This is a genomic window from Brevibacillus sp. AY1, assembly GCF_029870785.1.
In the GTDB taxonomy this organism is placed as follows: Bacteria; Bacillota; Bacilli; order Brevibacillales; family Brevibacillaceae; genus Brevibacillus; species Brevibacillus invocatus.
In genome coordinates this window covers 16689-38199 of sequence record NZ_JAFLPN010000007.1, presented here as the reverse complement: position 1 = coordinate 38199, position 21511 = coordinate 16689, and the positions used below count along the sequence as shown (strand labels likewise).

Below are 21511 nucleotides of genomic sequence, written 5' to 3'. Positions count from 1 at the left end.
CAAGGACTTCTTCACGCCTGCGCGGTTACTCCCGTAAAGGTCAACCGGTGAATGGGAGTAGGGCCATGACGCAAAATTGCAGCTAGGTGCTCTGCTGTTCCGTATCCAGCGTGTTTTTCAAAACCGTATTCCGGGTATTGTCGCCCATACTCGGCCATCATTTTGTCTCGTGTGACTTTGGCTACGATCGATGCAGCTGCAATCGAGACGCTTTTGGCGTCACCACCGATGATCGGCAACTGCTCACAGTCCAGTCCAGCTAACTGTACAGCGTCCAACAAACAAGCGTCCGGTTTGATCCCAGCATCCTCAATGGCGAGATGCATGGCTTCCTTCGTCGCTGCGAGAATGTTGATCTCGTCAATGCGTGGTGCATCCACAATGCCAATGCCGACAGCCCAGGCATCTCGCATGATCACTTCATAGAAGGCTTCCCTCGTCGCTGCTGGCACTTTTTTGGAATCATTCAATCCAGGCAAATAGAAATCAGGCGGCAGGCAAACAGCACTTGCTACTACTGGCCCAGCAAGAGGACCGCGCCCTACTTCGTCTACTCCAAAAAGATGGACATGCCCTTTTTCACGCAGCATACGCTCATACTGCGTCATCTCCGTCCACATCCTGGCCAGCTTTTCCCGGCGAGCGGCAGCAGCCTCGATTTGCCGGACCAGGTCCTGCACGCCTTTACGCTGATCTGCTTTCATCCATTCTAGAAAATCTTTAGGTACCTCGTCCAATTTTTCGATTTTTTCCCGTATTTCCTTTATCGACAGTTCCGCTAGTTCCATTCACTCATTTCTCCTTATGTACGGTCCGATTCTCCTACTTGATACAGAAAAAAACCGTCTATCCAACAGATAGACAGTTTTCCGACAATGGCATCGCCTACTCGGGAAAGGATACCGGCTTGCCAATCGGCTCTTCCATCTCCCAATCGATCGGACGCTCCAGTGTTACGCGTCCCAGCTTTCCAGAACGCAGCTCACGCAAAAACAGCTCAGCGGCTTTATCGTAGTCAATTTGTCCTCCAGACACGAGACAACCGCGTTTTTTGCCGATTTCCTCCAGCATGGTGACTTTATCCTCTGGCAGCTCCTTTAGCTTAAAGCGTTCTATGAGTCGTTCTGGATAGTAATGCATCATATACGCGATCACGAAGAGAGCTACTTCCGTAAAATCGATCAGCTCGTCTTTGATCGCTCCACTGGCTGCCAATCGAAGACCAACCATTTGATCTTCAAACTTGGGCCATAAAATACCCGGCGTGTCCAGCAGCTCTAGCGTATCTCCCATCTTCACCCATTGCTGAGCCTTGGTAACGGCGGGACGATCGCCAGTCTGGGCAACGGCCCGTTTTGACAAACGATTGATCAGCGAGGATTTTCCTACATTTGGGATACCCAAGATCATGATCCGGATCGCTCGTGCTTGCATGCCCTTCTCCGCCCGTTTCGCTAGCATTTCACTAGCCTGCTCTCGGCATAGCTCAGGCAGCTTGTTCACGCCTTTTCCACTCAAAGCGTCAATCGGCAAGGTCCGAACCCCAAGTCCACGAAAATAGGAAATCCACTCTTCTGTCGCCTTTTCGTCCGCCAAATCCGCTTTATTCAACAAGATGAGCCTTGGTTTATCACTGACAATCTCATCAATCATCGGATTTCGACTCGATAAAGGAAGACGTGCATCCAACAGCTCGATAACCACGTCAATCAAGGCCAGCTTTTCTGTTACCTGTCGTCGTGCTTTTGCCATATGTCCGGGAAACCATTGAATGGTCATGATGTCTCACCTGCCTTGAAATTGACTTTTTTCAACGTGTCATCCGAATTTGTCCGATCGGCCAAAATGTGAATTCGGCACGGCCAACCACTGTGCTGGTCGCGATAGGACCGATCACGCGGCTATCCTCACTGTTCAATCGGTTGTCACCCATGACGAACAAGTGTCCCTCTGGAACCTCTACAGGCGGGAAATCATGGGTAAAATGAAGCTCCCCCTGTTCCTTTGCCCGTTCTTCTTTTCGCTCTAGATAAGGTTCTTCTACTATTTTACCATTCACCAGTAGCTGATCATCCTTTACTTCTACACGATCGCCTGCTACAGCAATGACCCGTTTGATGTAATCACGCGTTTCATCCGCATGAAAGACGATGATCTCCCCTGGCTTAGGGTCTTGAATCAAATAAATGGCTTTATTGACAACGAGTTTTTCATTGTTATGTAAGGTGGTTTCCATCGAAGCGCCCTGAACGATAAACGGGGCAAACAGGAACGTACGAATGAGAAGGGCTAAGAGTATCGCAATGACAAGCGCCTTGATCCATTCCCATGACTCGTTTTTCTTAGCGCGGCTGGAGGTTACTTCTTCACTCATCTATGATCCTCCTCAAGCAAGCTTGTCTACCCTTGAAACGGTAAGAAAACCTCTATCGAGGCCATTTCAATGACGTGCGACCGCGTTTTAGAGGTAGGTTATTCTTGCAGTATCGGGACGTTTTACTCACAGAAGTTTACACTTTCCGATACTGTTAAAAAACCTCTATCGTGACCGCCTCACCCGGAGGCAGCCGCTTGTAGAGGCAGGCTACTCTTGCCGAATCGGGGAAATCACTCGGAGGAGTGTTCTTATCCGATATTGAAAAAAAGGCCTGGCTTGCAGGCCAGTGCCTTTTCTATGGGTGAACAAACGCTTATCGGCGAATTTCCTTAATGCGAGCTGCTTTACCCACACGGTCACGCAGATAGTACAGTTTCGCGCGACGCACTTTACCATGACGCACGATCTCGATCTTGTCGATCTTAGGCGTGTGCACCGGGAACGTACGCTCAACACCTACGCCGTAAGAAATCTTACGAGCAGTAAAGGTTTCGCTAATACCAGTACCACGACGACGAATAACTACGCCTTCGAACAACTGGATACGCTCACGCTGACCCTCGATAACCTTAACGTGTACACGTACAGTGTCACCAGGTCGGAACGCAGGAATGTCCTGTTTCAATTGCTCTTTTTCCAATTCACGGATCACTTGGTTCATTTAAATTCCCTCCTTCCGATCAGACGTTCTTACTCGCCTATAATAGTGATTCAGTCTCATGGGACTGAGGAACGAGTAGCGGACCGCCTTAGTCAGCGGGCAAAATTGCCACAAGAAATATAGTACCATATGGGCTGGCAATTCACAAGGTAAATTCTAGAGTTTGTCCTGCATTTTTTTCTCTTCCTCGATTTCCTTCAGCCACTTTTTCATCTCTGTCGTCAATTCCAGCTTCTCAAGTAAATCTGGTCTGCGCTCGTAGGTACGCCGCAGCGACTCCTTCAGACGCCAATTGACGATATTGGCATGATGACCGGACAATAGAATATCGGGTACCTTCCAGCCGCGAAATTCTGCTGGCCTCGTGTAATGCGGATATTCCAGTAGGCCTGTAGAGAAGGAATCCTCAACAGCTGATGTCTGGTTTCCGAGAGCTCCGGGCTGCAGGCGCACGACGCTGTCGATCACGACCATGGCGGCAAGCTCTCCGCCAGTCAGGACGTAGTCCCCGATCGAAATCTCGTCCGTAACAAGGTGTTCACGGATGCGCTCATCATATCCTTCATAATGCCCGCAAATAAAGACGAGATGCTCTTCCATAGACAGCTCTTCCGCCAGCTTTTGGTTGTACGGCACCCCTTGTGGACACATGAGAATGACACGAGGCTTCTTCTCTCCTGCCACCGCTTCAACTGCACGAAACAGCGGCTCAGGCTTTAGCACCATGCCGCCTCCTCCGCCATAAGGCGTATCATCCACGGTTCCATGCTTGCTTTCTGAGAAATCGCGAAAATTGTTCACTTCAAACTGAACAATCCCTTTTTCCTGCGCTTTGCCCAGAATGCTGCTGGAAAGCACACCAGAAAACATCTCTGGAAAAAGCGTAAGAATGTTAATCTGCATGAAGGGCCCTCCTCACAACAAGCCTTCCATCAAATGACAGACCACTCGCTTGTTCGCAACATCGACTTCTTTGATGCAATCATCTATGTACGGCAGCAATACTTCGCCACGCATTCCTTTGACCACCCAGACATCGTTGGCTCCTGTCTGAAGCACATCCGTGATCTTGCCCAGCTCCTCGCCCTCATCCGTGATGACCTCACACCCGATCAGCTCATGGATGTAAAATTCATCCTCTTCCAGCTCCATCAGATCAGACTCGGGAATCTTCAGCTCGCCACCCTTGTATTTCTCGATGTCATTGATGTTGGTGTACCCTTGAAAGCTCAGAATCTCAAATTCTTTGTGTGTACGACGAGTAGATATCTTCAGCTTTAACGGTCGCTCCATGCTCGGATGAAACAAAAACAGCTCGTTCCCTTTGCGAAAACGCTCATCCGGAAAATCACTGGTAGAAATCACGCGTACTTCTCCGCGCAATCCATGCGTGTTCACCAGCTTGCCTACTGTAAAATAACGCTCTTGATCCAATCCATTCACTCCTCCTCATCAAGCCTAGGTGCCTCTTGTGTTCCTTTCCGAATTTCGTGCACCCGACCATCTTTTAACAGGATTTCCGTTCCAGCCATGATTTCATCCCAGACATCTCCAATTTGTATGGTCACAGGACTTTGCACGGTCTGATATTCCAGTTCACTCCCGATTGGCAGTTTTTCTGCCCGTAACAGCTGATACTGCAGATTCTCCAGTTTTTCCTGGCGTTGCCGTTCCTCGCGAGCAATTTTTTCTTGCGCCAGAGAATAGCGCTCCGCCGACTTCCTCTTAGCATCTGCGAGAATTTTTTTCGCTTGAAACTGCCAGCGCTGCCATTCATCCTTCTGCTGTTGAATCTGTCTTTGGTACTGATCGATCAATATGGCTCTCGCTGCTTCTGTCATCAGGATTTTCACCTGTATGGGACGATAAATCGTGAGCACGCTCGACACTCCTCTCGACGCAAGAAATCTACCTGGCAAGTCACGTTCTTGGACTGAATCTGTTGGTTGACTCATAAAACATGATTCACGTAAAAAAAGACTGGGAAACTCCCAGCCTTTTCTCAGACAATCTCAACCGTGACGCGCTTGTCCGTATCTACGGATGCTGCCATCACGACGGTGCGCAGGGCTTTGGCGATACGTCCCTGTTTGCCGATAATTTTCCCCATATCATCAGGATGTACCGACAATTCAAATACGAGAGTACGCTCCTTGTCCACTGCATTCACACGAACCTCATGCGGATGATCGACGAGAGCCTTTGCGATCGTTTCGACCAGTGCTTTCATCATCAGACCTCCAGATGATCGGCTTATTTGCCGTATTTGGTTTCGTGTACTTTTTGCATGACGCCTTCTTTGGAGAGCAGGTTGCGAACTGTGTCAGTCGGAGCTGCACCGTTCAGGATCCATTGTACCGCTTTTTCGGTATCAATGTTCACTACTGCCGGTTGAGCAACCGGGTTGTAGTAACCAATCTCTTCAATGAAACGGCCATCGCGAGGGGAACGGGAATCAGCTACTACTACACGGTAGAAAGGAGCTTTCTTAGAACCCATGCGTTTCAGACGGATTTTTACTGCCATGTTGTTTCACCTCCTGTATGGATCAACGCAATTACACAATCACGTTGGTGCTGCTATATCTGAACCATCGCGCCAGTGGCCCAAGCCAGGGGCGCGAAGAGATCATGCGATTTTACTTGAACGGGGGTTTGAAATTGAACGGGAAGTTCATGCCGCCCTGATTGCCACCCTTGCCTTTGCCCATGAATGGAAGTCCCATGCCGCCTTTTTTCTTGGACTTCTTCATCATTTTATCAGCGGTGCCGGAGAATTGCTTCATCATCTTCTTCATATCCTCGAATTGTTTGATGAACCGGTTCACTTCTTGAATGCTCGTGCCACTGCCTGCCGCAATGCGCTTGCGACGACTGGCGTTCAGCATGTCAGGGTTGGCTCGCTCTGCTTTGGTCATGGATTTGGCGATCGCTTCAACACGGGCAATCTGCTTTTCGTCCACATTCATTTTGCCCTTCATTTTGTTCATTCCTGGCAGCATGCCGAGAATGTCCTCAAAAGGTCCCATATTGCGCAGCTGCTGCATGGAGTCGAGGAACATGTCAAAGGTAAATTCCCCTTGACGCATCTGACGTTCCATGTCTCGCGCCTTTTCTTCATCGACGTTAGCTTGTGCCTTTTCAATCAGGCTCAACACGTCGCCCATTCCGAGAATGCGGGATGCCATGCGGTCTGGATGGAAGGCCTCGAGCGCATCCATTTTTTCGCCCATTGCCGCGAATTTGATCGGCTTGCCAGTGACTGCCTTGACGGAAAGTGCCGCTCCACCGCGAGTATCGCCATCCAGCTTGGTCAGAACTACACCCGTCAGCTCCAACTGGCTGTTGAAGCTCTCTGCCACATTGACCGCATCTTGACCGGTCATAGCATCGACGACGAGCAAGATCTCATCGGGCTTGGCTACCTCTCGAACCTGCTTCAGCTCTTCCATCAACGCCTCGTCAATATGCAGACGACCTGCCGTATCGATCAAAACCACATCGAGGTGATTGGCTTTGGCATGCTCGATAGCCTGCCGTGCAATCTCTACAGGGCTTACCTGATCACCGAGTGCGAAAACGGGGATGTTTAGCTGTTCGCCCAAAACCTGCAGCTGCTTGATCGCTGCCGGACGGTAAATATCGCCTGCTACCATCAACGGCTTGCGGTTTTGTTTGGTCAAATATTTGGCGAGTTTTCCTGTCGTAGTCGTCTTACCAGCCCCTTGCAAGCCTGCCATCATAATGACAGTCGGAGGTCGGTGAGACATGGTCAGTTGGGCTACATTGCCGCCCATCAGCTCAACCAGCTCTTCGTTGACGATCTTGATGACCATCTGTCCAGGGGTCAGACTCTTCATGACTTCCTGTCCAACTGCGCGTTCTTTGACGCGAGCAACGAACTCTTTTACTACTTTAAAATTCACATCTGCTTCCAGCAGGGCCAGGCGAACTTCACGCATCGCTTCATTGACGATTGTCTCGTCAATCTTGCCTCTGCCTCGCAGCTTGTCAAACGCGTTCTGCAGCCGATTGGCCAAGCTCTCAAACGCCATGCGAGCCCTCCTAATCCATCTCTGACAGTTGGTGGAGCAAAGTGTGCAGTTCTTCTCTTGTCGTACTGTTCGGCAACTCCTGGGCAAGCTCCTGCATTCGGTTCAGCACGATCATGCGCTGTTCATGCTTCCATGCGAGCTTCAGCTTCTCATCGTATTCGAAGAGCTGCTTCTCAGCCCGCTTGATATGATCATAAACGGCTTGCCGACTCACCTCGTGCATTTCAGCGATCTCGCCGAGCGACAAATCATCCAGATAATACAGCTCCAGATATTCGCGCTGCTTTCCTTTGAGTAAGGGAGCGTAAAAGTCAAACAAGAGATTGACTTGATTGGTTTTTTCCAGCATCGAACCAATCCTTTGCTATGAGGTACTCGACTCCAAAACTGTAAAGATTTTTTCTTTACAGCACGTAGATTATAGTACCCAATTCCACACCTAGTGTCAAGCTTTTTTGTTGACATTCATTTTTACGTAGTCTGCATCTGCCGATTAGTCGTTTTCCTTCTGCTCATCCGCTTCCTGCTGAATTAGTCCAGCGAACAAGGCATGGACGAATTGCTCCGGATCAAATGGCTGCAGGTCATCCATTTTTTCACCCAATCCTACATACTTCACCGGGATGTTCAGCTCGTTGCGAATCGCGATGACAATTCCGCCTTTTGCTGTGCCATCCAGCTTCGTCAAGACGATTCCCGTAACCCCTGCGGATTGGCCGAACGTCTTCGCCTGTGACAGCGCATTCTGTCCTGTGGTGGCATCGAGCACCAGCAAAACTTCATGCGGGGCACCTGGCAGCTCGCGGGCGAGGACGCGGTGGACTTTTGCCAGCTCCTCCATCAGGTTCACTTTGTTTTGCAAGCGGCCTGCTGTATCGCAGAGCAGAACATCGACATTGCGGGACTTGGCAGCCTGAATCGCATCGTAAATCACCGCTGCAGGATCAGAGCCCTGCTGTTGCTTGATCACTTCCACGCCTACGCGATCTCCCCATACCTCGAGCTGTTCGATGGCTGCTGCACGGAATGTATCCCCTGCCGCAAGCAGCACTTTTTTATCCTGCTGTTTGAACATGTGCGCCATTTTTCCGATCGTGGTCGTCTTTCCTACGCCGTTTACCCCGACGAACAAAATGACGTTCAGTCTGCCTGCTTCCACATTTAAAGAGGTGTCGGCTACCTCGTCGTTTTTCAGTAGGGCAACCAGCTTTTCGGAGAGAATGGGCTGCAGGTCGATTGCGTTTTCGATTTTATGCTTGCGCACCTCTGTACGCAGGTCGTCGATCAACTCCATGACGGTATTGACACCCACATCGGAGGTAATCAGGATTTCTTCAAGTTCGTCAAAAAAGTCATCGTCAATCTTTTTATAGCGACGGACGAGATTCTCTACCTGTTCAACCAGTAAATCTCTGGTCTTGGAAAGTCCATCGGTAAATTTCTGGGTGACTTCTTCCGACTTTTGTACAATCGCGTCGCGAAGGCGTTTGAAAAAGCTCATCTTCATCTTCCTTTGAATGATAGTTTCGAGTGAAGCACGTCTTACGAAGCGGATTCGATGAACTTGCTGCTCTCTTCTAGTTTAACGGAAACCAGCTTGGAGACGCCACCCTCCTGCATCGTAATGCCGTACAGGACATCTGCACTCTCCATGGTTCCTTTGCGGTGGGTGACACAGATGAACTGTGTCTGATTGCTGAAATGGTGCATGTATTCGGCAAAGCGATTGACGTTGGCCTCGTCCAATGCCGCTTCCACTTCGTCCAATACACAGAAAGGAACCGGCTTGACGCGCAATATCGCGAATAGCAGCGCCATCGCTGTCAGAGCACGTTCTCCACCGGACAAGAGAGCCAAGTTTTGCAGCTTTTTACCAGGTGGCTGGGCGACGATATCGATCCCTGTTTCCAAGAGATTTTCAGGGTTGGAGAGCAGAAGATCAGCCCGTCCTCCACCGAATAATTGAACAAAAACGTCTCGGAACTGCTCCTGAATGGCGTCAAAGGTCTCCTTAAATCTTCTGGACATCTCGGTATCCATTTCCAAAATAACCTGGTAAAGCATATCTTTGGCCTCGTTCAGATCGGCTTCCTGCGTACTTAGGAACTGTTGGCGTTCATGCAAGCGCTCATATTCCTCGATGGCGCCCAGATTCACCGTACCGAGTGCGGCAATCTGCTTTTTCAGGCGGTTGACAATTTGGATCTCATCTGCGATCTCACCACGCGGCGGGTATTTCTGTTTCGCCAGATCGTAGCTCATTTCGTATTCTTCGGAGAGTTTATTCAACAGGTGGTCTAGCTCAACCTCACTGCGATTTACTTTGACCTCTTCCTGATGCAGCTTCTCTTCTATGGTTTTCACTTCTTTGCGAATTTCCTTTACTTCTTGTTCCAGCTGTTCCTGACGATGGAACAGTGTCGCTCGCTCATTTCGACGCTCCTGAATCAAGCCAGCAACACGATCCTTGTCCTGACGCAGCTCGGCAATCGTCTCATCCAGCTTCGAGCCAGAAGATTCGTTGGTCTGCTCCAGCTCATCCAAAGAGGCGAGTGTGGCGTTCTGTTCGTCCCATTCTTTTTGCAAGGACTCCTTTTGTTCCTGGAGGCGTTCTGTCTGCTCGAGACGAGACTGGAATTCCTGTTTGACCTGGGCGTCCAATACTTTCAGGCTGGTGATCTTTTGATTCATCTCTTCCTTGGATTCGAGCTGTTCCTGACGCTTGGCTTCCGCATTGGCAATCTGCTCCGTCAAAACCTTTTCTTCCTCTGTCAGCTTGACCAGCTTGGCCTCCGTCTCTTGCTGTTTCTGGTGCGCCTCTTCACGCTCACGCTGATACCCATCGATCTCCTGCTCAACAAGCTTGGCTCGCTCTCCAATCGATCTTCCCTCGGAATCTGTCTGCTGGAGATGACCCTTTACTTCCTGCTCCTTTAATCGCAGCGACTCGCCTTGCGTTCGAAGCTCTTCCTGCTCCTGCTCCTTTTGGCGCAGCGCCTGCGCCAGTTGCTCCATCAAGGTAGTATGCCCAGAAATTTCCTGATCAATCTGTTGCATCTGGGCTTCCAGCTCTTCTGCCTGACGGTTTCGGCCCAAGAGATTGGTCGTATTCTTCTTCAGTGCGCCACCTGTCATGGAACCGCCAGCGTTGACGATATCCCCTTCCAGGGTGACGACACGGTAGCGATAGCCAAGTGAGCGAGCGACCTGGTTGGCCTGTTCCAGCGTTTTCGTCACGATGACATTACCCAGCAGAGACTCAAAAACCGGTCGGTAGGTCTCTTCGAAAGTGACCAATTCACTAGCAATACCGACTACGCCCGCTTCTTTTTCCAGACGACGCTTGTCCTCTGCCTGGACGCTTCGCGAACGAATGACATCGAGAGGCAAAAAGGTTGCGCGGCCTGCATTGTGCTGCTTCAAATAAGCGATCGCAGCTCGTCCTGCCGCTTCATTTTCCACGACGACGTTTTGCAGAGCACCGCCAAGAGCCACTTCCAATGCCGTCTCCACCTGCTGCGGCACAACGACAAGCTCGGCCACCGCTCCATGAATACCGGAAAATCCGCGCTCGCGTGCTTTCAGGATCTCCTTGACACCCTGCTGGAAGCCAGCAAACTCAGTCTGCATCTCTTTCAACAGGTCAAAACGCGACTTCGCGGATTCGCGCTTCTGCTCCAGCTGGCGAAGCTCCCTGCGAGCTTGTTCGGACCGTTCCTGTGCCTCTCGTACCTGCTCCATCAGTTCTTTGTATCTAGCGAGCGTATCCTGAATCGCCTGATCAATATCGCGCAGCTGCGCTTCCAGTGCACTTCGCTTTTCCTGTCGCTGTGCTTCTTCTAGCTCCAGCCGATCCTTCTCGGTGTGCTGGCGATCTATACGTGCCTGGCTGGTCTGCACGAGCTGCTGCTGGTGACGAATATCATTACGCAGGTTGGCCATCTCGTTTAGCTTTTCAAAATAATCGCCCTTGAGGCGTTCCACATCATCTGTCAGCGATTGAACCATCGCATAGAATTGGTCCTCTGCCTCTTTCAGTGCAGTCTGGGCATCGCTCATTTTACGTTTGGCTTCATCTGCACGCTGCTGCTCTTCGGCCAGCTCGGTCTCCAGTGTATGCTGTTTTTCCGTGATTCGATGCATGTGTTCCATCGTCTGCTGGCGGTTGGCACTCAGGTTGCGCATGCGCTCACGAAGCACCTCTCGCTGTCCCTCGACCTTCTCGGCTTCCTCACTGACAGTCAACAAAACTTGCTGAAGCTCTTCGATCGATTGATCTATCTGGGAAACGTGAAAACGAGCCTGCTCCAAATCTGCTTCCTGCTTGGACGCATCGGTGCTTTGGACGACCAGCAGCTCCTGCAGCTGTTGTACACGCGAAGACGCTTCTTCCCATTTTTGATGAGCAGCTTCAATCTGCTGCACATAGAGTGCTACTTCGTGCTCGACCAGATTGCGATGCAATTCCTTATAGGTCCGAGCTGTCTGTGCCTGCTCCTGCAACGGGCCGATCTGCTCCGAAATCTCACCGACGATATCGTGAATGCGAACGAGATTTTGTTCGGTATCCGCCAGCTTTTTCTCAGCCTCACGCTTGCGGGTCTTATATTTTACAATTCCTGCGGCTTCTTCAAAGATCCCTCTGCGGTCTTCGGATTTGGTGCTGAGAATTTCCTCGATCTTCCCTTGCCCAATGATCGAGTACGCTTCTTTTCCCAACCCGGTATCCATGAAAAGCTCCATGATATCCTTCAACCGACAGGAGCGATTGTTTATGTAGTATTCACTATCACCCGAACGGTAGACCCGACGTGTCACGGACACCTCCGAATACTCGACATCGAGTGAACGATCTGTATTGTCCAGCGTTAAGGTAACTTCAGCAAAATTAACCGGCTTACGGGTATCACTACCGGCAAAAATAATATCTTCCATCTTCGCCCCGCGCAGGGATTTGGCACTCTGCTCGCCAAGCACCCAGCGAATCGAATCAGACACGTTACTTTTCCCGCTCCCGTTTGGGCCGACGACAGCCGTCACCCCAGGAACGAATTCCAGCTCTGTCCGATCGGCAAAGGATTTGAACCCTGCCAGTTCCAGGCGTTTCAAATACATACTGACGGTCCTCCTTAAAATCTCGAAAAAGCTGGCCCTTCTTATTTGATGCTGTTTCAGAAGGGTTCATAGATTTCTGTTCCATCTTACTATACGAAATGTTTCACCGATCGTTTCTTTATCGGCAAAGAGTGGCTCCCCCAAAAGAAAGCCCCTGTATGAACAGGAGCTTCTGTCACGAAGAAAGCATTCTCTATCAGTTTATCATAGTGGGCGATATCACGCAGTATTTTCCCATTTCTTTGGTCAAAAATCAATACAAAAAAGCCGTACGTCCCCATCAAGGAATCGTACGACTTTTCGTTTTACTGCCTGCTTCGTTTTTCTATTTTGCGCCCAGCCTGATCAATGCTCGAGCTGCAGCTTGTTGTTCGGCTTCCTTTTTGGAACGACCTGTTCCAACTCCCAGCGCACGGCTATTCAGCAGGACTTCAGAGACAAATTCACGGTTATGTGCCGGTCCTTTTTCCTCTACGATCCGATATTGGATGTCTCCCAGATTATCTTGTTGTACAAATTCCTGCAATTGGCTCTTGAAGTCTGTAACCTGGGCAAACTCCCCTTTATCTACCCGAGGATAGACGTATTTTTCCATGAAGGCAAAAACAGCATCCAATCCTTGATCCAGGTACAGGGCCCCGACAAATGCTTCAAACACGTCTGCCAACAAGGCAGGTCGCTGTCTTCCTCCTGTCAGCTCTTCCCCTTTTCCCAGCAGAACGAGATCGCCAAACTGAAGCAGTTCGGCAAACTTGACCAGAGACGGTTCACAGACAATCGCTGCGCGAAGTTTCGTCATTTCCCCTTCGCTCATCTTGGGAAATGTTTTGTAAAGAAACTGGGAAACAGTCAATTCAAGCACGGCATCGCCTAAAAACTCCAGCCGCTCATTATCCTGTATCCGTTTGCCACGTTGCTCGTTCACGTAGGAAGAATGGGTGAATGCCTGCCGCAATACGCTTTCGTCATGAAAGCGAACGCCGATTTTTTCTTGCAGCCGTGCAAAATTCATCACCCTCACCACCAATTCAGGAGACTCCCACCTTTTTCGCTCAGTAGGACTCATTTATGCCTCGTATCGTTTTAAGATTATGGTTGCATTGTGTCCGCCAAATCCAAAGGTATTGGACAAGACGATATTGACATCCGCTTTACGTGCTTTGTTCGGCACGTAATCCAGATCACACTCCGGATCCGGGTTCTCCAGGTTGATCGTAGGCGGCAGAATCTGATCGCGCAAGGCGTATGCAGAAGCAATCGCTTCAATTCCGCCCGTAGCACCCAGCAAGTGGCCAGTCATCGACTTGGTCGAGCTGACTGCCAGCTTGTATGCATGCTCCCCAAATACCGCTTTGATCGCCTGGGTCTCTGCGATATCTCCAAGATCCGTGGAGGTTCCGTGTGCATTAATATAATCTACTTCTTCTGGTGCTATCCCTGCATCTTTCAATGCATTTCTCATGCAGCGGGCAGCGCCATCGCCTTCAGGAGCTGGCGACGTGATGTGAAAAGCATCTGCGCTCATGCCATAGCCGATCACTTCCGCGAGAATGTTGGCACCACGTTTTTTCGCGAATTCAAGCTCTTCCAGAATGACAACGCCTGCACCTTCACCCATGACAAAGCCGTCACGGCCTTGATCAAACGGGCGGCTTGCTTTTTCCGGTTCGTCGTTACGAGTAGACATCGCTTTGGCTGAGCAGAATCCTGCGAATGCCATCGGGCGGATTGTTGCTTCTGCCCCACCTGCGATCATTGCGTCCGCATGATCAAACTGAATCAGTCTCAGCGCGTCACCAATTGCATTGGTACCAGTCGCACAAGCGGTAATGGCACTGGAGGTTGGTCCTTTAGCCCCGAATTGAATCGAAACAGCGCCAGAAGCCATGTTTGCAATCAGCATCGGAATGAAAAACGGACTTACGCGGCGCGGTCCTTTTTCCAGGAGTACGCTGTGTTGGTCTTCCCAAGTGGACAATCCACCAATACCCGATCCGATGTATACACCCACTCGTTCCGCATTTTCTGCCGTGATTTCCAGCTTGGCATCTTCCACAGCCATCTTGGCAGCGGCAAGTCCAAACTGAACGAATCGGTCTGTACGTCGGATCTCTTTTTTATCCATGTATTGCTCCGGATCAAAATCCGTCACTTCAGCCGCTATTTTGGTTGGGTAGTCCGTTGCATCAAAGGCTGTCACAGGCTTGATGCCGGACTTTCCTTCAAGCAGACTGTTCCAAAAGGTTTCCTTATCATTGCCCACCGGTGAGATGACGCCAACGCCGGTAATAACCACTCTACGTTTCATTACGATCACCTCTATAATAAAGTCAGTTCTAAGACTCTGTTTCGTATTTATAATCAACACATCTGCCTGTTCGGGCAAAATGCCAATTCCTCATAATAAGCGTCAATGAAGGAGAAGTCCCGCATAAAAACGGGACTTCCAACTGATGGATCTACTTGTGAGATTCTATGTATTTAACAACCTCACCAACAGTAGTAATCTTTTCAGCATCTTCGTCAGAAATCTCCAAATCGAACTCGTCTTCCAGTTCCATCACGAGTTCCACTACATCCAGGGAGTCAGCGCCCAGATCTTCTTTGAAAGAAGCTTCCAAAACGATTTTGGACTCATCTACACCCAGACGATCGACGATGATTTTCTTCACACGCTCCAATGTATCTGCCATTCACCTTCACCCCCTCTCCCGTATTATAGTGGATGAGCTTCTAAAAAACCAGTTCGGAGCGGGCAGGAAATTGACATGATGTCACTTCAATTTCCTGCAGCAGCTCGAAGGATGATTACATGTACATACCGCCGTCTACATGCAAGGTCTGACCCGTCATGTAGTTGGCTGAATCAGAAGCCAGGAACAGAACCACAGAAGCGATATCATCGGTTTGTCCCAATCGTCCAAGCGGAATCTGACCAACGAGATTCGCCTTTACATCCTCTGGCAGCACGGCTGTCATTTCAGTATCAATAAAACCAGGCGCTACAGCGTTCACCGTAATACCACGTGTTGCCAGCTCTCTTGCAGCGGTTTTGGTCAAACCGATTACACCAGCCTTTGCTGCCACGTAGTTTGCCTGCCCTGCATTGCCGAGCACACCGACAACCGAGGTGATGTTGATGATCTTGCCGGAACGCTGCTTCATCATCGGACGGGTAGCTGCCTTGACGCAGTTGAAAACACCCTTCAGATTGGTATCAATGACAGCATCCCATTCTTCTTCCTTCATGCGCATCAGCAAATTGTCGCGGGTGATCCCAGCATTGTTCACGAGAATATCGATATTCCCGAAATGCTCCAGCGCGGTTTTAAACATTTCATTCACGTCTTCGCTGTCGGACACATTAGCGCGTACCATAATCGCTTCACGTCCCAGCGCTTTCACCTGTTCTACGGTTTCACTCGCAGCCGCTTCACTGCCAGCGTAGTTGACCACGATGTTGGCACCCGCCTGTGCGAGCTTCAAAGCGATTGCGCGACCTATTCCACGTGATGCTCCTGTAACCAGTGCCGTTTTCCCTGTTAGCATAGATTCCCTCCGTTCAACAGCTCAGTTAGTGATTCCATATCTTGAACCGAGATAATGGTTGTTTCAGCTGGCGCTATTTTTTTGATCAAACCAGACAGTACCTTGCCAGGACCAATCTCGATAAAAGTCGTAACGCCTTGCTCGACCATCCATTGCACGGAATCCTCCCAAAGCACGGGGGCGGATACTTGTTCAATGAGGCTATTGACGATGACTTGTGACTCAGCTACAGGACGAGCAGTCACGTTGGCTACGACTGGCACCTTTGCATCGTTGACCGATACGTTTGCCAGAACACCGTGCAGTTTGTCTGCTGCCGGGCTCATCAGACTGGAGTGGAAAGGTCCGCTGACATTGAGCGGCAGAACTCTTTTCGCTCCTGCCTCTTTTGCTTTTTCACCAGCCAGCTTGACACCTTCAGCAGACCCGGAGATCACGATTTGACCTGGACTGTTGAGGTTGGCCAATTGAACAGGATGACCGAAAGCCGTCACTTCCTCACAAACAGCGTGCAAAGCTGTACGATCGAGGTTGAGTACCGCTGCCATCGCACCTTCACCGGCAGGGACTGCTTCCTCCATGAATTGTCCACGTGCGCGAACGGTTTTTACTGCGTCCGCAAAAGAAATCGCTTCTGCTGCCACCAGTGCCGAATATTCTCCAAGACTGTGTCCTGCCACATAATCGGGAGTGAAGTCAGGACGTTTTTCCCGAAGCGCAGCCAGTACAGCAACGCTAGCCGTCAAAATGGCAGGCTGGGTGTTCGCAGTCAGCTTCAGCTCTTCTTCCGGGCCTGCAAAGCAAAGCTGCGAGAGTGGAAAGCCAAGCGCGTCGTCGGCTTGCAAAAAGATCTGGCGAGCCGCTTCTGACTGTTCTGACAGAGCCTGCCCCATCCCCACAAACTGCGAGCCTTGACCTGGAAAAACAAAAGCTATTTTACCCATTTACTCGTCGCTCCCTTCTGCTGGTGTCGTGCACCATTTCAACAGGGTAGCTCCCCATGTCAAACCGCCACCAAATCCGACGAGGATGACGTTGTCTCCTTCTTTTACACGTCCTGCTTCGATGGCTTCGTCCAATGCAACTGGGATGGACGCGGAAGACATATTGCCGTAACGATCCAGGTTGATCACGACTTTTTCCTCAGACAATCCAAAACGTTGGACAGCAGAGTCGATAATCCGTTTATTGGCCTGATGTGGTACCAGCAGATCAATCTCATCGCGTGCTACACCGGCTTTGGATAGGACAGCTTCTGTCGCAGAATTCATCACTCGTACCGCAAACTTGAAGACTTCTCCACCCGCCATAGAAAGGTAATGCAAATTGTTTTCAATCGATTCAACGGATGCCGGAATTCTAGAACCACCGGCAGGCTGGCACAGAAGCGAACCGCCCGAGCCATCCGCTCCCAATTCGAACGATTGGAATCCGTATCCATCTTTTACTTGTCCAAGGACAGCTGCACCAGATCCGTCTCCAAACAAGACGCAGGTATTGCGGTCTTTGTAGTTGGTGATTTTGGAGAGGGTTTCTACCCCAACAACGAGCACATACTTGTACATGCCGTTTGCGATAAACTGGGTCGCGGTCGTAATTCCATACAGAAATCCGGTACATGCTGCTGACAGATCCATCGCTGCTGCCTTGGTTGCACCCAGCTTATCTTGAAGCAGGCACGCTGTAGAAGGAAAACTCATGTCAGGAGTGACGGTCGCCACAATAATCATGTCTAGTTGTTCCGCGCTGATATTCGCCTTTTTCAACGCTCGTTTTGCTGCTTCAAAAGCCAAATCCGAGGAGGCCTGCTCCTCCGAGCAAATACGTCGCTCGCGAATTCCCGTACGGGAGACGATCCATTCGTCTGTGGTGTCCACCATTTTTTCCAAATCAAAGTTAGACAGTACTCTCTCAGGTGTATAAGAGCCTGTTCCCAATATGCCAACAGAGCGTAATCCCTTCATCCGTCCTCACTCGCTTTCCTTCATACTCGTTAATAGAGCTTGTTGAATCACGGTATTCACGTCGTGATTCACAAATCGCGCCGCACTTAAAATCGCGTTTTTGATCGCTTTTTCTCCAGAAGAGCCGTGCGCCTTGATCACAGGGCTCCCCAGTCCCAATAGAGGAGCGCCGCCGTATTCCGCATAATCCATATTCTTCTTAAAACGAACAAGAGCAGGCTTCAAAATCGCTGCTCCTACCTTATTAATCAGGCTGGAAGTAAACTCCTGCTTGAGTACGGAAAAGATTGTGGAGGCTGCGCCTTCGATCGATTTGAGCAAGACATTGCCCACAAACCCATCGCAAACCAGCACATCACAAGCTCCTTCCATGACGTCCCTGGCTTCCACGTTGCCCACGAAGTTCAGATCTGCCTCTTTCAACAGCGGAAAAACCGTTTTCGTCAAGTCATTGCCTTTTGCCTCTTCCGTACCCACGTTTAGCAAACCGACAGTCGGTCGTTCAAAGCCCAGTACCTTTTCGGCATACAAGCTGCCCATCACGGCGTATTGCACCAAATGGGCCGGTTTGGCATCCATATTGGCGCCCACGTCCAAGGTGAGGGTCACTCTTCCCTTGCGATTGGGAATGTATGCCGCCAAGGCCGGGCGTTCGATGCCTTCCATTCTTTTGGCGTACAGAAGACCTGCTGTCATCAATGCGCCTGTGTTTCCCGCAGAGATGGCAGCATCGACTTTTTTATCACCCGACATGCTGACGGCTACAACCAATGACGAATCTTTTTTCCTGCGAACAGCACGTACCGGTTCATCGTCTGCTTCAATGATTTCAGTCGTGTGAACGATTTCTATGTTTGCCGGCATTTCGCCTGGCATATGACTGCGAATGGCTTGCTCATCGCCAACGAGGACGACCGTAATCGCCGAATTTTCCTTCGCTGCTGCAAGCGCTCCACATACTGTACTGCGCGGTGCTAGGTCTCCGCCCATCGCATCTAGTGCAATTCGCAACCGTGTCTCCTCCTTCTTCTGCCTCTACCCTGACGTTGTGACACCTGACATCCCTACTACGCGGAACGTGGCTGTAAACACCAGTTCCCCTTGTACCTTAGTCTCCACCCTGACTTTGCTTTCATCGCCTTCACGACTTCGCACAATTGCCTTGGCTACCAGCTTTTCACCTAAACGCGCCGGACGCACAAAACGAATTCTCGCTGTCGCTGTCAAAGCAACATCGGCATTGATCACCGCAACCGCCAATGAATTGGCTTGGGCAAATATGTAGTGTCCACGCGCGATCTGTGTACGCGAAAAGACATGCTCTTCCTTGATCTCCAGTACTGAGATTGCCTGGGCATCCAACTGCAGGTCGATGACTTCACCAATCACTTCATCGATCCCCAGAGATTTGACCGGGTCCAGATGCTGTTCAGCTACTGACTTGATGCGCTCTCTCAGCTCTGGAATCCCCAATTCCAAACGATCTAACCGTATTGTTTGAATACTGACGTGAAATAACTCTGCCAAATCCTCGTCCGTAGCAAAAGGATTTTCTTGTAAATACTGGACTAATCGCGTCTGTCGATCTTTCTTCGGCAAGCGGGCGATGCTCGACACCCCCCCATCTATACTTAAGCGCTCAGCTATGGTTACGAGCAGTTTTTAATACCTGGTACTAAGTCAGTATAAGGGAGAAGAAGTGGATTGACAAGAAATAAAACACGCAGGACCGAATTCGCTCACGTCAGAAATTGTTGATACGTTGGTTTTTTGCGGTGTTCGGAAAAAACAATAGCCGTCTATGGCAGTCTCGAACAAGACCTCCCATAAGACGGCCGTTTTACTAGCAGTGAATCAAGATTGTCCTTGGGAAAATGACGAGCCCAGGTTCCCGGATGATCCCGCCATCTTTTGCAGGGTACAATGCACAGGGCTTAACAGAAGATAGTGGAGGAAGAGACAAGTGTATGGGGCAGTGTTGTGCGGGTGTCTCATGCTAAAGTGTATCAGCTGGCGGGGGGCCTTTTCTGATGCAAACCTTGACGATCTCTTTTTCTACCCATTTGAAGGCAAGCGACCGGTCCACGTTGAAGTTCGCTTCTTCTGCAAATACGGTACAGAGGATATCCGCTCCCACGATATGGAAGGTGTCACCTTCATTGGCGTCTTCGCGATCAATCACACATTGGAACGGAACGTCATCTTCTCTTGTCTGATTGTTTCCTTTTGCGTCAACGTAACGGATCGTCTTGCGAACTACGCCGCAGATCACTACTTTTTCAGGGCATACCTTTTCAATTCCTGCCACTACCACCTTTTCCTCGGATGCTGTTCCTACTCTAGCAGGCGGCACAAGCTGCGTCTTCCTTTCGATCACAACCTGACAGCAGGATTGTATATTCACTACAGGACACACCTGTTGCGGTGGTGGCATCCTTTCACCAAAGATGGCCAATCCTGCAACGGAAAAGAAACCATTTGCTTTAAATTGGGTAAGAATATTTCCGGAAGCAATATCAAATTTATAAACATTGAACGTGGATAATCCGGCAGTCCAGAATGATGTTCCGTCTGGATCAAGATTCATGGCGAAGAAGAAGTTCTCGTCGGCGGGATTGGGGGTGTCGTAGATTTGAAGGGTATTGCCTGATGCATCTACTCCCACACTCTTTAAGCTCATCGCAGTTCGGACAACGGGAGGTTACGCCTGAGCCTCGACAAAACTTCTTTCAGATCAATTGGACAGGAATGGTGATTCCGTTCAGTATATGAACAAACCATTACGCTTGAATGGGGCAAATCTATGAAGACAGGTGCATAAATTACAGCAAAAAGTAGGGCTGACCGATGCATAGGTAGAATGTAAACCCTATTTTCCCACAAAAAAAGCAAGGTGATTGCTCACCTCACTTTTTGCAGCGAATCTTACTTCGCTACTTTCACGCCTTTGTAGTGACCGCAGCTTGGGCAAACGCGATGCGCAAGCTTGTATTCGCTACAATTATCGCATTTGATCATGCCTGGAATCTCTAATTTGAAGTGCGTACGACGCATTCTTTTACGGGTTTTGGAAGTTCTCCGTTGAGGTACTGCCATCTTCCTTACACCTCCTTCAACTGACAAATGCTAAGATGCTCTATTGGGTGGATCGTATAGGCAAAACGCTTGCTTATACCATCCTTCAAAAATGAGAAAATCCATTCAAGTGAAAGGCATCCCATCTTGAAAACGAATATGGTCTTACTTGTTGTCCTTGAACAAGTCAGCCAACCCAGCCAAGCGCGGGTCGATCCGCTCGTTTGAACACGTACAAGGAGAGTCATTGCGATTCACACCGCAAGTTGGACAAAGACCTTTGCAGTCCTCCTCACAGAGCGGGAAGGTAGGCATCGCGAGCAAGAAGTCTTCCTGCAACAGCGTGTCCAGTTCAATCTGGTCACCCTCCAACGGATGGATATCGCTATCTTCATCATCTTCCAGTACCGGATCATCTGCTAAGGCAAACGTCTCGGAAAAAGGAATCGATGCATGCTGCGTAAAAGGATTCAAGCAGCGGGCACAGACAAAATCGATGTCCGCTTTCATATCACCTTTTACATAGTAGAGATTGCCCAGCTTTACAGCATCTCCTTCAACCTCTACAGGAGTCAAACTGCGAATCTCGTGATGTCGATTTTTCAAATCAACCGCATCAAGGGTCACCTGAAACGAAAGTGGCTCTCCCTTTCGATGATCCAACTCTGTCAACTTAATGTTCATAGCCCTTCACCTCAAGCACAACAAGGATGATT

The 21511-nt window shown here is 49.9% G+C and carries 24 protein-coding genes; all 24 read right to left on the bottom strand.

Annotated features, from left to right (window positions below; genetic code table 11):
• Positions 1–11 precede the first annotated feature (11 nt).
• The gene (locus JZI27_RS08720; protein ID WP_122907582.1) at positions 12–788 is read right to left on the bottom strand and encodes a ribonuclease HII; all 777 of its coding nucleotides are present in this window, start codon (positions 786–788) and stop codon (positions 12–14) included.
• A 97-nt stretch (positions 789–885) separates the two neighbouring features.
• The gene (gene ylqF, locus JZI27_RS08715) at positions 886–1779 is read right to left on the bottom strand and encodes a ribosome biogenesis GTPase YlqF (RefSeq protein WP_122907583.1); all 894 of its coding nucleotides are present in this window, start codon (positions 1777–1779) and stop codon (positions 886–888) included.
• 31 nt (positions 1780–1810) lie between these two features.
• Entirely contained in the window at positions 1811–2374 is a 564-nt protein-coding gene (lepB, locus tag JZI27_RS08710) for a signal peptidase I (RefSeq protein ID WP_122907584.1), read from the bottom strand.
• Between the two features lie 316 nt (positions 2375–2690).
• A complete protein-coding gene (gene rplS, locus JZI27_RS08705; RefSeq protein ID WP_122907585.1) occupies positions 2691–3038 on the bottom strand; it encodes a 50S ribosomal protein L19 in 348 nt (115 codons plus the stop codon).
• A gap of 156 nt (positions 3039–3194) precedes the next feature.
• Positions 3195–3941, bottom strand: a complete 747-nt coding sequence (gene trmD / locus JZI27_RS08700) for a tRNA (guanosine(37)-N1)-methyltransferase TrmD (protein ID WP_122907586.1) — start codon at positions 3939–3941, stop codon at positions 3195–3197.
• A gap of 12 nt (positions 3942–3953) precedes the next feature.
• The gene (gene rimM, locus JZI27_RS08695; protein ID WP_280207312.1) at positions 3954–4472 is read right to left on the bottom strand and encodes a ribosome maturation factor RimM; all 519 of its coding nucleotides are present in this window, start codon (positions 4470–4472) and stop codon (positions 3954–3956) included.
• A 5-nt stretch (positions 4473–4477) separates the two neighbouring features.
• A complete protein-coding gene (locus tag JZI27_RS08690) occupies positions 4478–4918 on the bottom strand; it encodes a YlqD family protein (RefSeq protein WP_122907588.1) in 441 nt (146 codons plus the stop codon).
• 122 nt (positions 4919–5040) lie between these two features.
• The gene (locus JZI27_RS08685) at positions 5041–5268 is read right to left on the bottom strand and encodes a KH domain-containing protein (protein WP_122907589.1); all 228 of its coding nucleotides are present in this window, start codon (positions 5266–5268) and stop codon (positions 5041–5043) included.
• Positions 5269–5291: 23 nt separating this feature from the next.
• Positions 5292–5564, bottom strand: coding sequence for a 30S ribosomal protein S16 (rpsP, locus tag JZI27_RS08680; RefSeq protein ID WP_251243422.1), 273 nt, complete (start codon positions 5562–5564; stop codon positions 5292–5294).
• Between the two features lie 112 nt (positions 5565–5676).
• Complete coding sequence (gene ffh / locus JZI27_RS08675) at positions 5677–7092, bottom strand: signal recognition particle protein (protein ID WP_280207311.1); 1416 nt, start codon at positions 7090–7092, stop codon at positions 5677–5679.
• A 10-nt stretch (positions 7093–7102) separates the two neighbouring features.
• Positions 7103–7441, bottom strand: a complete 339-nt coding sequence (locus JZI27_RS08670; RefSeq protein ID WP_280207310.1) for a putative DNA-binding protein — start codon at positions 7439–7441, stop codon at positions 7103–7105.
• Positions 7442–7585: 144 nt separating this feature from the next.
• On the bottom strand, positions 7586–8593 hold the full coding sequence (ftsY, locus tag JZI27_RS08665; protein WP_251243420.1) for a signal recognition particle-docking protein FtsY: 1008 nt from the start codon (positions 8591–8593) through the stop codon (positions 7586–7588).
• 41 nt (positions 8594–8634) lie between these two features.
• Positions 8635–12207, bottom strand: coding sequence for a chromosome segregation protein SMC (smc, locus tag JZI27_RS08660; RefSeq protein ID WP_280207309.1), 3573 nt, complete (start codon positions 12205–12207; stop codon positions 8635–8637).
• A 325-nt stretch (positions 12208–12532) separates the two neighbouring features.
• On the bottom strand, positions 12533–13219 hold the full coding sequence (gene rnc / locus JZI27_RS08655) for a ribonuclease III (RefSeq protein ID WP_245996499.1): 687 nt from the start codon (positions 13217–13219) through the stop codon (positions 12533–12535).
• A 54-nt stretch (positions 13220–13273) separates the two neighbouring features.
• Positions 13274–14515: a beta-ketoacyl-ACP synthase II gene (gene fabF, locus JZI27_RS08650; RefSeq protein WP_280207308.1), complete on the bottom strand. Its 1242-nt coding sequence runs from the start codon at positions 14513–14515 to the stop codon at positions 13274–13276.
• Positions 14516–14666: 151 nt separating this feature from the next.
• On the bottom strand, positions 14667–14900 hold the full coding sequence (gene acpP, locus JZI27_RS08645; protein ID WP_122907597.1) for an acyl carrier protein: 234 nt from the start codon (positions 14898–14900) through the stop codon (positions 14667–14669).
• A gap of 115 nt (positions 14901–15015) precedes the next feature.
• Positions 15016–15756, bottom strand: coding sequence for a 3-oxoacyl-[acyl-carrier-protein] reductase (gene fabG, locus JZI27_RS08640; protein ID WP_251243417.1), 741 nt, complete (start codon positions 15754–15756; stop codon positions 15016–15018).
• Positions 15750–16700, bottom strand: coding sequence for an ACP S-malonyltransferase (fabD, locus tag JZI27_RS08635; RefSeq protein WP_280207307.1), 951 nt, complete (start codon positions 16698–16700; stop codon positions 15750–15752). The genes fabG and fabD overlap by 7 nt, the downstream gene beginning before the upstream one ends.
• Complete coding sequence (locus JZI27_RS08630) at positions 16701–17720, bottom strand: beta-ketoacyl-ACP synthase III (RefSeq protein ID WP_122907600.1); 1020 nt, start codon at positions 17718–17720, stop codon at positions 16701–16703. It abuts the gene before it with no gap.
• Between the two features lie 6 nt (positions 17721–17726).
• Entirely contained in the window at positions 17727–18731 is a 1005-nt protein-coding gene (plsX, locus tag JZI27_RS08625) for a phosphate acyltransferase PlsX (protein ID WP_122907601.1), read from the bottom strand.
• A 24-nt stretch (positions 18732–18755) separates the two neighbouring features.
• A complete protein-coding gene (gene fapR / locus JZI27_RS08620; RefSeq protein ID WP_122907602.1) occupies positions 18756–19337 on the bottom strand; it encodes a transcription factor FapR in 582 nt (193 codons plus the stop codon).
• 379 nt (positions 19338–19716) lie between these two features.
• Entirely contained in the window at positions 19717–20385 is a 669-nt protein-coding gene (locus tag JZI27_RS08615; RefSeq protein ID WP_280207306.1) for a hypothetical protein, read from the bottom strand.
• 260 nt (positions 20386–20645) lie between these two features.
• Positions 20646–20816: a 50S ribosomal protein L32 gene (rpmF, locus tag JZI27_RS08610; RefSeq protein ID WP_005834357.1), complete on the bottom strand. Its 171-nt coding sequence runs from the start codon at positions 20814–20816 to the stop codon at positions 20646–20648.
• A 144-nt stretch (positions 20817–20960) separates the two neighbouring features.
• Positions 20961–21479 carry a YceD family protein gene (locus tag JZI27_RS08605; RefSeq protein ID WP_251243413.1) on the bottom strand — a complete coding sequence of 173 codons (519 nt, stop codon included), beginning with the start codon at positions 21477–21479 and terminating at the stop codon, positions 20961–20963.
• Between the last annotated feature and the right edge of the window lie 32 nt (positions 21480–21511).

Bases quoted from the DNA above. Each gene is read 5' to 3' on its own strand.
- JZI27_RS08720 (WP_122907582.1), bottom strand. From the start codon at position 788: ATGGAACTAGCGGAACTGTCGATAAAGGAAATACGGGAAAAAATCGAA.
- ylqF (WP_122907583.1), bottom strand. From the start codon at position 1,779: ATGACCATTCAATGGTTTCCCGGACATATGGCAAAAGCACGACGACAG.
- lepB (WP_122907584.1), bottom strand. From the start codon at position 2,374: ATGAGTGAAGAAGTAACCTCCAGCCGCGCTAAGAAAAACGAGTCATGG.
- rplS (WP_122907585.1), bottom strand. From the start codon at position 3,038: ATGAACCAAGTGATCCGTGAATTGGAAAAAGAGCAATTGAAACAGGAC.
- trmD (WP_122907586.1), bottom strand. From the start codon at position 3,941: ATGCAGATTAACATTCTTACGCTTTTTCCAGAGATGTTTTCTGGTGTG.
- JZI27_RS08685 (WP_122907589.1), bottom strand. From the start codon at position 5,268: ATGAAAGCACTGGTCGAAACGATCGCAAAGGCTCTCGTCGATCATCCG.
- rpsP (WP_251243422.1), bottom strand. From the start codon at position 5,564: ATGGCAGTAAAAATCCGTCTGAAACGCATGGGTTCTAAGAAAGCTCCT.
- ffh (WP_280207311.1), bottom strand. From the start codon at position 7,092: ATGGCGTTTGAGAGCTTGGCCAATCGGCTGCAGAACGCGTTTGACAAG.
- JZI27_RS08670 (WP_280207310.1), bottom strand. From the start codon at position 7,441: ATGCTGGAAAAAACCAATCAAGTCAATCTCTTGTTTGACTTTTACGCT.
- ftsY (WP_251243420.1), bottom strand. From the start codon at position 8,593: ATGAGCTTTTTCAAACGCCTTCGCGACGCGATTGTACAAAAGTCGGAA.
- smc (WP_280207309.1), bottom strand. From the start codon at position 12,207: ATGTATTTGAAACGCCTGGAACTGGCAGGGTTCAAATCCTTTGCCGAT.
- rnc (WP_245996499.1), bottom strand. From the start codon at position 13,219: ATGAATTTTGCACGGCTGCAAGAAAAAATCGGCGTTCGCTTTCATGAC.
- fabF (WP_280207308.1), bottom strand. From the start codon at position 14,515: ATGAAACGTAGAGTGGTTATTACCGGCGTTGGCGTCATCTCACCGGTG.
- acpP (WP_122907597.1), bottom strand. From the start codon at position 14,900: ATGGCAGATACATTGGAGCGTGTGAAGAAAATCATCGTCGATCGTCTG.
- fabG (WP_251243417.1), bottom strand. From the start codon at position 15,756: ATGCTAACAGGGAAAACGGCACTGGTTACAGGAGCATCACGTGGAATA.
- fabD (WP_280207307.1), bottom strand. From the start codon at position 16,700: ATGGGTAAAATAGCTTTTGTTTTTCCAGGTCAAGGCTCGCAGTTTGTG.
- JZI27_RS08630 (WP_122907600.1), bottom strand. From the start codon at position 17,720: ATGAAGGGATTACGCTCTGTTGGCATATTGGGAACAGGCTCTTATACA.
- rpmF (WP_005834357.1), bottom strand. From the start codon at position 20,816: ATGGCAGTACCTCAACGGAGAACTTCCAAAACCCGTAAAAGAATGCGT.
- JZI27_RS08605 (WP_251243413.1), bottom strand. From the start codon at position 21,479: ATGAACATTAAGTTGACAGAGTTGGATCATCGAAAGGGAGAGCCACTT.